At 61.8% G+C, this 14,530-nt stretch carries 11 protein-coding genes; 6 read left to right on the top strand and 5 right to left on the bottom strand.

All coding sequences use genetic code 11. The features are described from left to right. Positions 1 to 26 precede the first annotated feature (26 nt). Complete coding sequence (locus IZV00_RS15925; RefSeq protein ID WP_196227393.1) at positions 27 to 2,423, top strand: TonB-dependent receptor; 2,397 nt, start codon at positions 27 to 29, stop codon at positions 2,421 to 2,423. Positions 2,424 to 2,566: 143 nt separating this feature from the next. On the opposite strand, the gene IZV00_RS15920 is transcribed toward IZV00_RS15925, so the two are convergent. Genes IZV00_RS15920 through IZV00_RS15910 form a run of 3 tightly spaced genes read right to left on the bottom strand, consistent with a single transcriptional unit; the run spans position 2,567 to position 5,188 of the window. After that, positions 2,567 to 3,727 carry a PD40 domain-containing protein gene (locus IZV00_RS15920; RefSeq protein WP_196227392.1) on the bottom strand — a complete coding sequence of 387 codons (1,161 nt, stop codon included), beginning with the start codon at positions 3,725 to 3,727 and terminating at the stop codon, positions 2,567 to 2,569. A 25-nt stretch (positions 3,728 to 3,752) separates the two neighbouring features. Then, positions 3,753 to 4,694 (bottom strand): ribokinase, encoded by a 942-nt coding sequence (locus IZV00_RS15915; protein ID WP_196227391.1) that lies wholly within the window; start codon positions 4,692 to 4,694, stop codon positions 3,753 to 3,755. Then, positions 4,691 to 5,188 (bottom strand): RpiB/LacA/LacB family sugar-phosphate isomerase, encoded by a 498-nt coding sequence (locus IZV00_RS15910; RefSeq protein WP_196227390.1) that lies wholly within the window; start codon positions 5,186 to 5,188, stop codon positions 4,691 to 4,693. Before IZV00_RS15910 ends, IZV00_RS15915 begins: the two co-directional genes overlap by 4 nt. A 127-nt stretch (positions 5,189 to 5,315) precedes the next feature. Here IZV00_RS15910 and IZV00_RS15905 point away from each other — a divergent pair, with 127 nt between their 5' ends. The 4 genes from IZV00_RS15905 to IZV00_RS15890 all read left to right on the top strand — a co-directional run bounded on the left by IZV00_RS15905 (position 5,316) and on the right by IZV00_RS15890 (position 10,274). Next, positions 5,316 to 6,644, top strand: coding sequence for an MFS transporter (locus tag IZV00_RS15905; RefSeq protein WP_196227389.1), 1,329 nt, complete (start codon positions 5,316 to 5,318; stop codon positions 6,642 to 6,644). Positions 6,645 to 6,673: 29 nt separating this feature from the next. Continuing rightward, positions 6,674 to 7,627 carry a sugar phosphate isomerase/epimerase family protein gene (locus IZV00_RS15900; protein ID WP_196227388.1) on the top strand — a complete coding sequence of 318 codons (954 nt, stop codon included), beginning with the start codon at positions 6,674 to 6,676 and terminating at the stop codon, positions 7,625 to 7,627. Then, positions 7,624 to 8,871, top strand: a complete 1,248-nt coding sequence (locus IZV00_RS15895) for an FG-GAP repeat domain-containing protein (RefSeq protein ID WP_196227387.1) — start codon at positions 7,624 to 7,626, stop codon at positions 8,869 to 8,871. Before IZV00_RS15900 ends, IZV00_RS15895 begins: the two co-directional genes overlap by 4 nt. Before the next feature lie 101 nt (positions 8,872 to 8,972). Then, the gene (locus IZV00_RS15890; protein WP_230463469.1) at positions 8,973 to 10,274 is read left to right on the top strand and encodes a glycerate kinase type-2 family protein; all 1,302 of its coding nucleotides are present in this window, start codon (positions 8,973 to 8,975) and stop codon (positions 10,272 to 10,274) included. Between the two features lie 16 nt (positions 10,275 to 10,290). On the opposite strand, the gene IZV00_RS15885 is transcribed toward IZV00_RS15890, so the two are convergent. Beyond that, the gene (locus tag IZV00_RS15885; protein WP_196227386.1) at positions 10,291 to 11,022 is read right to left on the bottom strand and encodes a FadR/GntR family transcriptional regulator; all 732 of its coding nucleotides are present in this window, start codon (positions 11,020 to 11,022) and stop codon (positions 10,291 to 10,293) included. 130 nt (positions 11,023 to 11,152) lie between these two features. On the opposite strand from IZV00_RS15885, the gene IZV00_RS15880 reads away from it, so the two are divergent. Beyond that, the gene (locus IZV00_RS15880; protein WP_196227385.1) at positions 11,153 to 12,220 is read left to right on the top strand and encodes a hypothetical protein; all 1,068 of its coding nucleotides are present in this window, start codon (positions 11,153 to 11,155) and stop codon (positions 12,218 to 12,220) included. A 48-nt stretch (positions 12,221 to 12,268) separates the two neighbouring features. Here IZV00_RS15880 and IZV00_RS15875 read toward each other — a convergent pair whose 3' ends face one another. Continuing rightward, complete coding sequence (locus tag IZV00_RS15875; protein ID WP_196227384.1) at positions 12,269 to 14,425, bottom strand: alpha-amylase family protein; 2,157 nt, start codon at positions 14,423 to 14,425, stop codon at positions 12,269 to 12,271. Positions 14,426 to 14,530 lie beyond the last annotated feature (105 nt).

Below are 14,530 nucleotides of genomic sequence, written 5' to 3'. Positions count from 1 at the left end.
ACAATCGTAAATTGTGGGGAGTGGGGATGCTGAAACATCGTTTCACCAGATATGTCAGTCTACTTATGGTCGGCGCAGCCTTTGTCGCGGTTCCGGACGCCGATGCTCAGTCCGTTTCGGCGGCAGGGTCGGAAGCCTTGCCATCGGACATCATCGTTACCGCGGGCAAGCGCGAGGAAAAGCTGAAAGACGTTCCGATGGCGGTGGACGTCGCGACGGGCGAGCAGATTGAAAAGTTCAACCTGTTTGATTTCAAGGACGTTCCTGCACTTGCGCCGGGACTTCAGATCGCCAACACGTCAGGGCGCGTCAGCGTCGCCACGCTGCGCGGCATCTCGTTCAACCCCGACATTGGCGGCCCCGCTGCGGTCGCGGTCTATTACAACGAAGTGCCCGTCGATATTCAGACCGTCACCACCGCTATTTATGACATTGGTCAGGTGGAAGTACTGCGCGGACCCCAAGGCACGCTGCGCGGGCGCACCGCTCCTGCGGGCGCAATTACGGTGACCACACGGCGCGCGGACTTGAGCGAGCCGGAAGGCTATCTGCAAGCGACCGTCACCAACAAACATGCGCGCAACTTCCAGATCGCGGCGTCCACACCGCTGATCCAGGACAAACTGGCAATCCGCGTCGCAGCCGTACTCGACCGCAACCGGGCAAACCACGTCTACAACATTAACCGTGACGAATGGTCGAACCAGGAAACCGAGAGTGTTCGCGCCACGTTGTCCTTCGCGCCGACCGAGCAGTTGCGCGGCAATATCGTGTATCAATATCTGGAAAGCGATCTGCTGCAAAACCGAGCCGTTCAGGGACCGGGCAACCGACCCAGTCTGTTTTCGCCGTTCGTCAGCGGACCCGCGATCAGCGCGTCCGACCGGCTGGCGGTGCATGAGGGATTGTCTTTCTACACCAACCGCACTCATCTCGTGACGGTGGATGCGTCTTATGACCTTGGCACCCATCTGATTTCGGTGCTGGGCGGCTTCCAGGATTCATCGCTCCATTCGCGCACCGACCAGGATGTGGGCAATGCGGTGCAGGGATATGATCAGGTGCTGACGGTTCCTGACCCTACACGTGTCTATACGGCCGAAGCGCGTATCTCTTCAGCGTTTGAGGGGATTTTCAACTATACGTTGGGCGTATTCTACAATCAGACGAAAGCGGGCGGCCTGTCTTCCATTCGCGTCGATAGCTTCTTTGCCAATCGGGTGCCCAACACACCCTTCCCAGCGAATATGTTTGCCTTGCCCCTGTTGGCGGAAGTCGACATCACCAACAAGACCAGCGACCTTGCCTTCTTTGGTCAGACCCGGCTGAAGCTGACTGACAAGCTGAGGGTGGAGCTGGGCGCACGCTATACGCGCACCGTGGCTACGGCGCAGAGCTTCCTTGAGGTAACGACCACGGGCGGCGTCGGATTGCCTGTACCCGCTGGGGTCGTGGTGCCGCGCGCCGCGACAGTCGATCCCGATTTCGTGCGTCAGGTCAATCATCCGCTCACCGGGACGGCCAGCGTCAGCTATGACTGGACGCCCGACATCACGACCTATGCCACCTATGGCCGTTCCTACCGCCGTGGATCGGCGCAGTTGGGGGTCAACTCCCCGCTCGATTCCGATTTGCTGGTGCTGGAACCCGAACGGTCGGACGCGATCGAAGTCGGCCTGAAAGCGCAATTGCTGGACAAGCGCGTGTCGCTGAACCTGGCTGCTTTCTACCAGAAATTCGATGGCTTCGTGGGTCTGGTGACGGCGCCGACCGCATCGGCAAGAGACGGCGTAATCGATGGGTCGGCGGCATCGATAAGCTTCAATGGGGATGCGATTTCCAAGGGTGTGGAAATGCAATTGGATGCCCGTCCGATCGAGGAGTGGGACATTTCGATCAACGCGTCCTACGCCAACTCGCACTATGACAATGCAACCGTTCCCTGCCGCGATTCCAATGGTGATGGGGTGCCGGATACGGGCCAGCCAGCGGTGCCCATCGGGCAGCAGGTTGCCTTTTGCACCAGCAATGAGCGTCTGGCCAACATCCCCCGTTTCGCGCTGAGCGCGAATAGCGAATTGCGCTTTTCGGCTGGGGCATTGCAGCCGTTCATTCGAGGGCTGCTGACTTACCGGCCGGGCTTCTATGCGCAAAGCGCGGACTATCACTACAAGGCGATCACCAATGTGAACCTGTTCGCTGGCGTCCGTTCGCCCGACGCGGGATGGGAATTGACTGCGTTCGTCAAGAACCTCTTTAATTCCACGCAGATCACCAATGCGACCAGCGCAGAGTTGCAGATCGCGACGCGCTTCCTGGTTCCGGGGCCGACGGGCAACCCGACGCCCTTCCGCTCGGGATATTCGGCAGTGTCGGTCAATCCGCCGCGCGAATTTGGCGTAACGATGAATTACCGCTTCTAAAGGGGGCGTAGCGCCCGGATGGTTTCCGGGCGCTACTTTGCGCGCTGACAAGCGATTATGCTTGCTCTTTTCCTCCAGAGTTGAACGCGGAAATTCCCTGGCGCTTATTGGACCATGTGGAACAGGAACGAGAATCCCAATCATTATCTGCCGAACGTTCCAATATAGAGCCCGACCTGATGGCCCGACTTTCCGGAGGGGTCCTTGATCGCGAAGGCGATGCGTTGACCATCAGGGGACACGGTCGATTGATGCGCCTGCGCACCGGATCGGCTGACGTTGGTCAGCGCCCGGCGTGATTTGCCATCCATGGTGATGACGAAGATGTCGAAGCCTTTGCCGGAATTCGCCGCGGCGATCTCCGCTGCACGGCTTTCGCCCTTGAAGCGCAAAATCTGCTCGACGCCCGGCCTGATATGCCCGCTGATTCCGCGATAGGGGCCATCCGGATCGGAATGAATATTCGCTTCCTCCAGGCCATAGCGTTCGTCGGGAAATATGTGGGTTTCGTTATGGGAAGGAGTGGCATAGACCTTGCTCACCGCCTTGGTCGCGATGTCGACCTTATACATTTCGCTGTCGAGCGCCGCCATTTCGGTGGTCCAGAACATGACGCTGCGCCCGCCATCGATGAAGTCATATGCTTCGGGGAAGCTTGCCGGGCCGGGTTGGCCGGGGCGGTAGCTATAGACGGCCTGCATGTCGGCAAGCCGCGCGGTCCTGCCGTCGCGGACCAACCGGGCCACCGTCAGGTCGAGGCCGGTGGCCGAAGGACGCGACCAGGATAGGTTGATCGATCCATCGGCGTTGGGTTTGCGCGCTATGGCGATGTCGCCCATCACGCCGCTGTCGAGCGAAACCGGCCGGGCGAGTGTCTTCGACATCCAGAATAGCTGGGTCCCCAGAGCGTCGGTCGCGTTGCCGCCGCTGCCCTTCATGCCCGGCGCGGCTTCGATCAGAAAGCTGTTGTCGGGCAGGTAGAAGATGCGGGTGACGAACTGCGTTTCACCGAATTTGCAGGTGAGGCAACGCACCTTCTTCGTGCGCACGTCGATTTCATAGGCCGGGCCATCAACCAAATCGTCCTTCGTGAAGGCGATGCGGCGGCCATCGGGCGACCAATTGGGCCTGTTGCCCCAATCCAGAATGCGCTGCTGGTGAAAGGGTGCGGTCAGATAGTCGATCTTCGTATCCTTGGCCGTGGCGGCAGGCGCTGCCATCAGCGGCAGGGTGGCGTTCAACAGCGCCGCGCTCAGAAGTTGAGCAGCAATGCTGGACTTCCTGCGCTTGATAAGCTTCGTCACGTTCAGGCTCCTTGAGTTCAATATTCTAGCTGGCGTGTGCAATGGCCGCATCCCGACCATGCAGCACGGCAATGCGATCCGGGATGGAGGCCGCCGCGCCGAGTGACTGAACCGCGATCGATGCCGCCATGTTGGCCTCCGCCGCGGCATGTTCCATGCAATCCCCCCGCGCGAGACCGGCGGCGAGATAACCACAGAAACAGTCGCCTGCTCCGGTTGTGTCGACCACAGCCGTGGGCCATCCCGCTATGCGCTGGACGCCGCCGGCCGCAACGATCGCCACGCCATTCGCGCCCAATGTCACCAACAGGGTTTGGCCATGTTCCAGGCCAAGCATGGTCTTGCTCGAAAGCAATCCTGCGTTGTCCAGCATAGGGACGCCCTCAGCACCCGTCAGCAAGGTCAGCTCGCTTTCATTGACAATCAACAGATCGCACAGCGGCAGCAGCTGGCGCGCAGCAGTTGATGCGGGCGCAGCGTTGAGGATGGTGCAGGCTGCAGTGGCGCGAGCACGTTGAAACAGGGCTGCCGTGGCCGGGACGGGCGTTTCCATCTGGGCGAGGCAGACATCATCCGGGCCAAGATCGATCTCGGCGACGGTGGCATCGACATCCGCATTCGCCCCGGCGATATGAATGATCTGATTGTCCTGCGGTGATGTCGCCACCAGTGCGCACCCGGTGGGGGAGGAAGTGGTGCGCACCCGGCTGACGTCGACGCCATGATCGGCAAGCGCCGCGACCATCTGCGCGCCGTCCTCGTCTGCCCCGACGGCGCCCAACAATATGCAATGCGCACCCGCACGGGCTGCGCCGACGGCCTGGTTCGCCCCTTTGCCGCCCAGCTGACGCGTCAGATTTGTCCCTGACACGGTTTCACCCGCGCAGGGCAGACGCGGAGCGGTGATCAGAAGGTCGAGATTGATGCTGCCGAGCACCACGACCTTGCCCGCGCGCGCCGTCGTCATCCGCCTTGCTCCAGCAATGCGAGTTTCGCGACGCGGCGGCGGAAATGTTCTTCGTCGCTGAACTGCGCCGCCAGGAAATGGCGGACGATGTCCAGCGCGACCTGCGGGCCGGTGATCCACGCGCCAATACACAGTACATTCACGTCGTCATGCACCACCGCCTGCCGCGCGACATAGGTGTCGTGCGCGACAGCGGCGCGGATGCCGCGAACCTTGTTGGCGGCGATGCACGCCCCCGCGCCCGTGCCGCAGAGCAGGATGACGCGATCGGTATCCCCATCCAGGATGGTTTGTACCGCCCGGCGGGTAATGTCGGGAAAGTCCACTGGCTCTTCCGATCGCGCGCCGACGTCGATGATGCGGCCGCTGTGGCGGCCTAGCAGGTCCAGCACGGGCGGGCGTAGCGGGAAACCGGCATGGTCGTTGGCAAAGCCGATGACGTCCCGGAAAGGTATATGCTGTTCGTCCCCCGACAATGTTTCTGGCGTGTGCATCGATTCCCCGAATTCCCCGCCAGTGGCGCTTTCGCAGCATTTCACCGACAGAATCGAACCTGCCCACTGGCGCTTTGATTGCACCGTGGTATTACCAGTTTAGAATCCGATCAAGGGGGAGGACCGAATGACGCGTGGCAGGGAGGATGCGATGGGGCGTGGAAGGCTGGCGGCCTTTTGCGTCACCGCGCTCGCGATCCAGGCTTATGCGACGCTGGTCACGGTGTTCCTGCCCGAATTCTACGCCAATGCGCTGGCTCTGCCGGTCGGTGCCGTCGGCACGGCCTTTATGACGGTGCGGGTGTTGGATCTGATGATCGATCCGCTGCTGGGCGGGATGATGGATTCGACGCGCACGCGCTGGGGGCGCTACCGTCCTTGGCTGGCGGCGAGCGCGCCAATTCTGATGCTGTCGACTTATGCCCTGTTTCAGGCGGAGCGAGGGGTCGGCATGGCCTATCTTTGGGCGTGGCTGTTCATCGCGTTCATCGGCTTTTCGATGATCGTGCTGTCGCATCTGGCCTGGACGGCGACCCTGTCCACGGGATCGGCGGAACGGACCCGCATTTTCGCCTGGTGGCAGGTGTTCGCGACCGCAGGGCAGTTTTCGATCCTTGCCATATTGCCGGTGGTCGCCAGTGCCTATCCGGGCAATCCTGCGGCAGGGATGCAGGCGGCGGGTTGGGTGATGATCGTGCTGATCCCCGGAGCGATCCTGTTGGCGCTTTGGACCACGCCGGAAAAACAGCCCGGAGAGGGCGCTCAGGCCGCGCTCGCCATGCGGGATTATATCGCGTTATTCTCGCAAGGGCCGGTCGTTCGACTGGTGCTGGCCGACCTGCTGATCGCCTTGTCCACGGGCGTCGCCAATGCCGTAGCGCTGTTCTTTTACATGGGGCAGCTTGGTTTCGACCGGGCGGTGGCGAGTACCCTGATCCTCATCGCCTATGCCGCCGCCTTTGCCGGAACGCCATTGTTCGCCAAGCTGGCCGGGCGGATCGGCAAGGCGCGGGCGTTGCAGGCGGGCGCGTTCATTCAGGCGTTGCTGCAATTGGGGATGGCGATGCAGCCCGCCAATTCCTTTTGGCTGACGGCGGCCAATGTCGCGGCGCTCGGCCTGTGCATCCCGATCGCCTGGTTCCTGCCCCGTGCGCTGATGGCCGATGTCGCGGACGCAACGCGCGCGCGCTTCGGCGTTGACCGTACCGGGCTGCTTTATGCGATGCTCAATGGATCGATGAAGCTGGCATTGGGGCTGGCGGTGGGCCTGGCCTTCCTGTTGCTCGCCTGGCTCGGCTTCGATCCTGCGCATGCGAGCGACCCGCGCAACGCTCTGCCGCTACGCACTTTGATCGGCATCGTGCCAGCGCTCTTTTCGTTGGGCGTAGTCCTGTGCATGATGCGCTACCCCGAAACATCACTGCGAGAAGCGAGCCGCCAGGCCGCGATCGCTTGAAACTTCGAAAAACGGAAAAGAGATTGCCAATGAACCGTCGTGACTTGCTCAAATCCTCTGCCCTCCTGATGCTCGCAGTCGGTGTTCCTGTGGCTGCGCGACGGAAATCTGCCCCCCTGCTGGGGGAAGATGGCCCGGGCGTGCAACTCTACATGTTCGACCCGGACATTTATCGCGACCTTGACGGCACGCTGGCCAAGATCGCAGCGACTGGGGTGCGGTCGGTCGAGCTGGCGTCGTTGCACCGTCATACGCCCGCGCAGTTCCGCGCCGCACTGGACAAGGCTGGTCTGAAATGCCGCAGCGCGCATGTCGCTGCTTCATCGTCAGTCCCTGGCGCGAGCGGGCTGACCTTCGACAATCTGGACAAGCTGGTGGAGGACCTGAACATATTGGGATCGCGCAACGCCGTGCTGCCGATCCTTCAGTTCCCGAAGGACCCGGTCTGGGGTCCGCCGGTGTCCTTCATATCGCTGATAAAGCCGGGCAGCCCGCCGATCCCCGCAGAGCGCTATGAGCGGATGGCCGACTTTCTCAATGAGAAGGGCGCCGTTCTCAAGAAGCATGGCATCCGCATCGGCTATCACAACCATAATGCGGAACTGGCCCCGCTGGGGGACAAGACCGGTTTGCAGATCCTGCTGGAAAGGACAGACCCGCGCATCGTCGATTTCGAGTTGGACGCGGGTTGGCTGGCGGCGGGTGGGCAGGACCCTGTCGCCTGGCTCAATCGCTATCGCGGGCGGGTTACCCAGATGCATGTGAAGGACATCGCTGCCGGGACTGAGGTCAATTATCACATGCAGCAAAAGCCGACGGAGGTGGGGTCGGGAACGATGAACTGGCCCGCCATCCTGAAGGCGGCGCAGATTGCGGGCGTGCGCAACTTCTTTGTCGAGCAGGAGCCGCCATTCCCCGGCGCGCGCATCGATTCACTGAATAAGAGCCTTGCCTATCTTCGCACGCTGGAAACTGCACGATGAACTGCCGCCTGATATCTCGCACGGCAGTCTGCGCATCACTGATCGCCGCAGCCGTGCCGGGACAGGCGCAGAATGATGCAGCGCCAGCCCTGCTGTTTGACGATGTGACTGACACGCACGTGCCCGTTTCCAAATATCTCCACGCGCTGGACGTCGCGCTGGTGGATGTGGATGGCGATGGCGATCTGGACGCGGCGATCGCGGTCGAAATGGGGGCAAACCGGCTCTATATCAATGATGGGCAGGGCCACTTCACCTGGAAGCAGGGCGCGCTCGGCACAAAGGCGCATGATACGGAACATGTGCTGTCCGCCGACTTCAACCGTGATGGCTATCCCGACCTGATCTTCGTCGCGGAGGAGGACCATGCGCACCAGCTGTTTTTGGGCGGACCGGGGGGCGAATTTACCGACGCGTCGGATCGGCTGCCGAAAATGAGCGAGGGCAATGGTCTTGCGGTGGCCGAGGTCAATGGTGACGGTCTGCCGGATATCGTGATCGGCAATTCGGCGGAGGTGCGCTGGAACAAGCCGCGCGCGTCGGGGCAGAATTTCCTGTGGCTGAACGATCCCAAACAGCCCGGCACTTTCATTGATGCGACGGCGACGAACCTGCCCGCTTATGAAGACGATACCCAGGATATCGCGCTGGCCGACCTGGACAGTGACGGCGACCTCGACATGGTGGTCGCGAACGAAAGTCCGCCCAATCGCGTGCTGACGAACGATGGCAGGGGACATTTCCGCGAGGCGCCCAAGACGCTTCAGCTGCTCACGCCGCTGGAGACGCGCGAAGTGCATGTGTTCGACGCCAATGGTGACAAGCGTCCCGACATCCTGTTCCTGAACCTGACCAGCAACAACAAGAAATGGGACAAGGACCCGCAGGCGCGATTGCTGATCAACAAGGGGCGGGGCAAGTTCCGCGACGAAACCAAAGCGCGCCTGCCTGCCAACCGCTTTTCCAGCTGGGGTGGGATGGTAATGGACTTCAACCATGACGGCCATCCCGACCTGATCGTTGGTGCGATCGACGTGCCCGGTTTCAAGCCCTTGCAGCTGCGCGCCTATGCCAATGATGGCAAGGGACGCTTCACCGACGTGACGGCTTCGGTCATGCCTGCCGCGACCGTCGCGCGCAGTTGGAGCATGGCTAAAGGCGACGTCAACGGAGACGGCGTGGAGGACCTGTTCGTCGGCAGCTGGGGCACGCAAGCGCGCCTGCTGCTGGGCAAACGCAAATAGGGCGCGCCGCCTTTCTGTTCCGTCAGGCGGAATTGCAGTTTCCGTGTAAGTTGCAAATTGCAGCTTTCATTGCCGCTTTGTAAGCCCACTACAGAGCGGCGGTGAGGAAGCAGGTTTTGACGGACGGCGGGGAGATGAAAGAGGCGCGGATCGCGCTGGCGCGGGAGATGTTCGACGTCGCGCTGTCTGCGGTATCTGCCGAGCGATGCCTGCCTTCGCATATGCCGCCCCCGCCGAAAGGACGGCGGCTGGTGCTTGCCGTGGGCAAGGCGGGAGCGGCGATGGCGGATGTCGCGCTTCGCCACTCTCCACAGGGGACGCAAGCGATCATCCTTACGCCCTACGGCCATGGCTTGCCGCCGGGCACTTTTCCCGCCGATGCGCTGGTGATCGAAGCGGGACATCCCTTGCCCGACGAGCATGGTCAGCGCGCGGCGCAGATGATCCAGGAAGCCGTGCGTGACCTTGGTGAAGAGGATCAATTGCTGGCGCTGATCTCCGGTGGGGGCTCTGCGTTGTTGGCATTGCCGGTCGATGGCGTGTCGCTGGATGATAAGCGCCGCGTGACGCGCGAGCTGCTGTTTTGCGGCGCTACCATTTCGCAGATCAATTGCGTGCGCACGCACTTGTCGCAGGTCAAGGGCGGGCGTCTGGCCGCGCTGGCGTATCCCGCGCAGGTGGTCACATTGGCCTTTTCCGACGTGCCGGGTGACGATCCAGCCCTGATCGCTTCAGGCCCTACGGTCGCGGATCGCACCACGCTGGCCGATGCGCGGCGGGTGATCGAACGATACCGCATCACTGTTCCGGACAATGTGATGGCGGTATTGAGCGACGATCGCCATGCGACGCCGAGGCCGGGGTCGCCAGAGTTCGCGCGGGCCGATACGCGGATCATTGCGCGCAACCGCATGGCGCTGGAAGCCGCAGGGGAAGTCGCCATGGCGGCGGGATATAAGCCCGTCTATCTGGGCGACGATCTGGAAGGGGACGCGACCGAACTCGGCATCGTCCACGCGGCGCTCGCCCTGCATCATCAGCGCAAGGGCGGGCGCTGGGCGCTGCTGTCTGGTGGCGAAACCACCGTGCTGGTCGGCAATCCGTCTGGCAGTGGCGGGCGCAACAGCGAATATATGCTGAGCCTCGCCATGTCGCTGGACGCCGCGCCGGGCATATCGGCGCTGGCGTGCGATACGGATGGCATCGATGGCGTGGGCGGTCATGCGGGGGCCATCGTCGATGAAAGCACTTTGGCGCGGGCTCGTGCCGCAGGCATGTCGGCCAGCGGAATGCTGCGCGAAAATAACAGTTTCGGCTTCTTCAACGCGTTGGGGGATCTGGTGTTTACCGGGCCGACGCGCACCAACGTCAATGATTTTCGCGCGATCCTGATCGACGGGTGAGCCCACATGCGGAACGTCAGTCGGCGGGAGCCCCATGAACTTTCCAGGCCGCGCCGATGGCGAAATGGCTAAGGATCAAGTCGTCCGCCATCAGCGCGTCGCCCGCGCGGACGGCCTCATAGATGCGGCGGTGATGATCGACCAGATATTCCCGCGCCATCGGGCTGTCCGCAATGCCCTGGCGCCGTTCGACATGGGACCGTTCCAGCAGGTGCGTGATCGTACCGTAGACGGTAGACAGCGCAGGTGAATGCGCAGCCGCGACCAGCTGGGTATGGAAATTGAGGTCGGCATGACCACCTTTAGCGACATCGCCGATCGTCGCTTCTATATCCTCCAATGCCTGTTCAAGGTTTTGGCGATCTTCTTCCGTGGCGCGGGCGCAGGCCAGCCGTAGCGCCTGCCGTTCGAGCGCGATCCGCACCTCGACAATATCGTCGATGATTGCCGGTTGCTGCGCCAGAGCGAGGGAGAAAAACTCGCCCAGCACCGATGCATCGGGAACGCGCACGGTGCTGGCGCGGCCGTGGCGTGTTTCCAGCACGCCGATCATCTCCATCGCCCGTACGGCTTCGCGCACGGCCGGGCGGCTTACCCCGAGGCTCAGCGCCAGTTCCCGTTCGCCCGGCAGGCGGTGGCCGGTCTGGACGCCGCCATTCACCAGCAGCTCGCGCAAATGGGCAAGTACCCGGCGATATCCGGAACTTTCTGGCTCTGCGGCTAGAGTGGCGCACTCCATGGTCATCATGTGGCTTTATCGTCCGCAAGCGCTGCTGACCAGTGGTTAGTCTGGCTGTCCACATAGTGAAACGGCAATAGGCCCTGCTTGACTTATTACGGCCATCACGTTGCTTGCGCAGGGACAAGGAGACAGATCGATGAAGGCAAAATATCTCTCGTTATCCGTCATGCTCGCGGTGCTGCCCCTGTCTGCGCTTCCGGCGCAGACCTTTACGCGGGGCGATGCCGTTCCTGCTACGATGCCCCTGGGGAACAAGCCGGGCAATCCAATTCAGGACATGCCGCCTGGCCAACGGCTGATTTCAGCCTTTGGGGAGCGGCCGGTCTTTTCGCCCACGGGCGACAAACTAGCCTTCATCGGCAAATCCTACGGTGACGCTTTCGAATATGACATGGCGACGGGGCGTACCCGCAACTTGACAGGCCATGCGCCGAGCGAGGGTTATTTGCGGGTGCATTATCTTGCTGATGGCAGCTACGCGCTGCTTGGTCCCCGTATATTGGGAAAGACAAGGGAAGAGACGCGCCACGGCCGCATCGAACTATTCTGGATGGACCCGCAGGCGGTGCGCGCGCCAGTGCCACTGGGCGTCACGGTGTTCGAAGGGATCGCGCTCAGCCCACGCAGCAACATGATCGCGTGGAGCCAGGTAAAGCCCGCAGCAGGTGGCAAACCAGCATCGACCGCGGTCTACACGGGACGCATTGCTGTTGAGGGTCAGTCAGCAAAGCTGGAAGATGTACGGGAAATCGTGACGACGACCGAATGTTTCGTTGAGGCGCAGGACTTCCTGCCGGGCGATAAGGGGCTGGTCATGCCCTGCTATGGTTTTGGCAAGGGGCCGACGGGCGTGGAGACAAAGGTGTTGTCCGTAGATTTCGCGACCAAAAAGATCACCGAATATCCGACGCCTTCCACCCTTTATGGTGAGGTCGAAGGCATCTTCCCGGATGGCAAGCGGACATTGGTGGAATGCGCACAGGATCGCGCCAAGGGCATGGACTTGTGCGTTCTGGACCTTGATCCCAAGAAGCCGCGCTACACGCGCATGACGAACATCGTGCAATATGGCGGATGGAAATATGGCAATCCGGTCGTGCGGCCCGATGGCCGGATGATCGCTGCGCAAGTGGGATCGGCGGACGTGATCGACGCGGGCGTGGGGCAGGGCATCGTGCTGATGGACCTGGCGCCGGACTTTTGATCGTAGTGGATTGGGGAGGAACTGAGAGTAGCCTCCCCAACCCCGCAATCAAGCAAGCGTCAACTGCACCGCTTCGAACGTATCGACCGGCGGCAGGTCGAACCACAGATGGTCGCCATCGCCATTCCGTCGCTTACCCTTTACCGATTTGCCCGCCACCAGCATCTGCGCGGTGCTGCCCACTGATCCGCGCACGCCCAGCTTCAGGCCGTGAGCGATGACCGGATCGCCATAGTGGGTGTTGCGTTGGCCCGAATAGTTGATGACGTGCACCAGCATTTTGCCCGTATTGGCCTGCCGCATCGCCATCATCTCTATCGGTCCCGGCCCTTCCAGCACCAGCGGCGGGGGCGGCGCGTAGCGGGCGATCAGGCTTTCAAACAGCACCCGATGTGCATCCAGCCCGTCGCGATAATAGAGCCAGTCAGGCAGCCATGGGATGTGCACATGATGCCCCTTGCCATAAGCCATGACCAGCGCGCCAGCGTCGGCGCGGGCAGCTTCGCCCGGGCGCGCATAGGAAAATTCGGGTGGGCCGAAACGCTGGTCGGGCGCAAAGGGGATCAGGCTCGACGCGCCGCTGCGGGGAGTGACTGGGAAGAAGTCCGCATCGATCGGCATGCGGCCGGGTCCCATGGGAATGGCGGCCTTGCTCATGTCCAGTGACCAGCCATGCCCATCGCGCGGCTGACCGAAGCTGCTCACCGGGCTGGACTTCATCGCCGAGCCGGAGCGTGGCTTTCCCCCTTGCCTCTGTGCGCCGGTATAGCCGGTTGCGATGAGCAGGCCGCCGGCTTCGACAAAGGCGTCGAGCGCATCGGCATCCTCATCGCTCAAGGTCATGATATGCGGCATGATGATGACGTCATAGGCTTCGTCGCGCGTGGCGTTGCGCACCTGCATTCCGTTAGTCATCCAGAAGGGGAGGCGGGCATCGACCAGCGCCTGATATGCCCCGCGCTGCGCACCGATGCCATAGCGCGCCAGCCCGGCGCCGGGTGACTGAAAGATTGATCCTATATTGTAGATCGCGACGCGGGCAGCCGGGGTCAGCCCGGCATAATGCCGTTCATTGGCGGCGTGCCAGTGGAAAAGGCGCGAGACGGGAGGCAGAAACCGAGGATCGTCCTGATCGTTGAGCGTTCCCATCAGATAAAGGTCGAGCTTGGCGCCCGTGCCAAGCGCCTGCGCGAAACGCAACATGTGGTTTTCGGTGCTTTCCGTCACCTGCCGCCACGGATAGTCGATATGGGCGGTGGAGGTTGCGGAAAAGGCCTTGCCCGGCGCAAGTGCCATAAGCGCCCGTGTCTGTTCGCCCATGGCATAGGGCCATTCGGGCGCCTTGCGCGACACCCGGCGCTGCACCTCTCCACGCGCGACGACGCCGCCGAAAAAATCCATCAGTGGCACATGAGGCCGTGCCGCCTCAATGACTGCGCGTGCTTTTGCGGAAAGTTCGGTCATGACGCGTGTTTGGAATTGTTGATAGGCATCCCAATTGGGATCGGTGCCGTCTTCGCTCTTAGGCAGATCCAGCTTGTACAGTTCTCGGAATCGTCGCTTGCAATTGTCGCATACGCAAATGCCGTGATCGACATCGGAATAGTCGGTGCGGACGAAGCCGGTCATGTTGAAGAACAGACCGTCTACTTCATGACGTTCGACCCCTTCCTTCAATATCTGAAGGCTGTAATCCTGCGCCCAGCCGCCATTGGGGCAGGCCTGGTAGGTGCCGACATATTCACGCGGACTGCCATCGCGGTTGCGCATGAACCATTCGGGATGCGCGTCATAGGCAGGCTTCATCGCCTTGGACAGGTCAAAACGGCCGATATAGGCCAGCCCTTCAGAATGGGCGGCGGCGACCATCTCGCCAGCGAAATCGTTTTTCAGATAGGGGTTGCGATAGTGGAGCGGCAGCTCAGTGGGATAGAATGCGACGATCCCGCCGATGTTCGACACGATCATGTTCGCACCGAAGGCACGGGTTTGCCGGGTAATCTCTCGCGGATCTTCCAGGGCGTCGATTTCGCGCAGGTTGGTCTGGACTATGCGATATTCATGCTTCCACCATTCGCGCCGGTCGAAGCTGCCGGTGTTCTGAGCGGACCAGGCCGGGCCGGGAAGGGCGCTCATCATAGCCGCCGTCGGCAAGGCGCGTACGAGGTCGCGGCGCGAAATCCCGCCGTTCGCTTTCAAGTCCATCCTCCTCATGCTCCTGAATTGACAGATTGGAAGGTTTAGTCTGCACCGGCGTGCCTGTATGGACAATGATGCCACCGACGCCGTTTCGCGATATGGAACGGCACG

The organism is Sphingobium sp. Cam5-1, assembly GCF_015693305.1.
GTDB lineage: Bacteria > Pseudomonadota > Alphaproteobacteria > Sphingomonadales > Sphingomonadaceae > Sphingobium.
This window is presented reverse-complemented; position numbering and strand designations above follow the sequence as displayed.

Excerpts from the sequence above, each read along its gene's own strand:
- IZV00_RS15925 (WP_196227393.1), top strand. The coding sequence starts at position 27 with ATGCTGAAACATCGTTTCACCAGATATGTCAGTCTACTTATGGTCGGC.
- IZV00_RS15915 (WP_196227391.1), bottom strand. The coding sequence starts at position 4,694 with ATGACGACGGCGCGCGCGGGCAAGGTCGTGGTGCTCGGCAGCATCAAT.
- IZV00_RS15910 (WP_196227390.1), bottom strand. The coding sequence starts at position 5,188 with ATGCACACGCCAGAAACATTGTCGGGGGACGAACAGCATATACCTTTC.
- IZV00_RS15905 (WP_196227389.1), top strand. The coding sequence starts at position 5,316 with ATGACGCGTGGCAGGGAGGATGCGATGGGGCGTGGAAGGCTGGCGGCC.
- IZV00_RS15900 (WP_196227388.1), top strand. The coding sequence starts at position 6,674 with ATGAACCGTCGTGACTTGCTCAAATCCTCTGCCCTCCTGATGCTCGCA.
- IZV00_RS15895 (WP_196227387.1), top strand. The coding sequence starts at position 7,624 with ATGAACTGCCGCCTGATATCTCGCACGGCAGTCTGCGCATCACTGATC.
- IZV00_RS15885 (WP_196227386.1), bottom strand. The coding sequence starts at position 11,022 with ATGATGACCATGGAGTGCGCCACTCTAGCCGCAGAGCCAGAAAGTTCC.
- IZV00_RS15880 (WP_196227385.1), top strand. The coding sequence starts at position 11,153 with ATGAAGGCAAAATATCTCTCGTTATCCGTCATGCTCGCGGTGCTGCCC.
- IZV00_RS15875 (WP_196227384.1), bottom strand. The coding sequence starts at position 14,425 with ATGGACTTGAAAGCGAACGGCGGGATTTCGCGCCGCGACCTCGTACGC.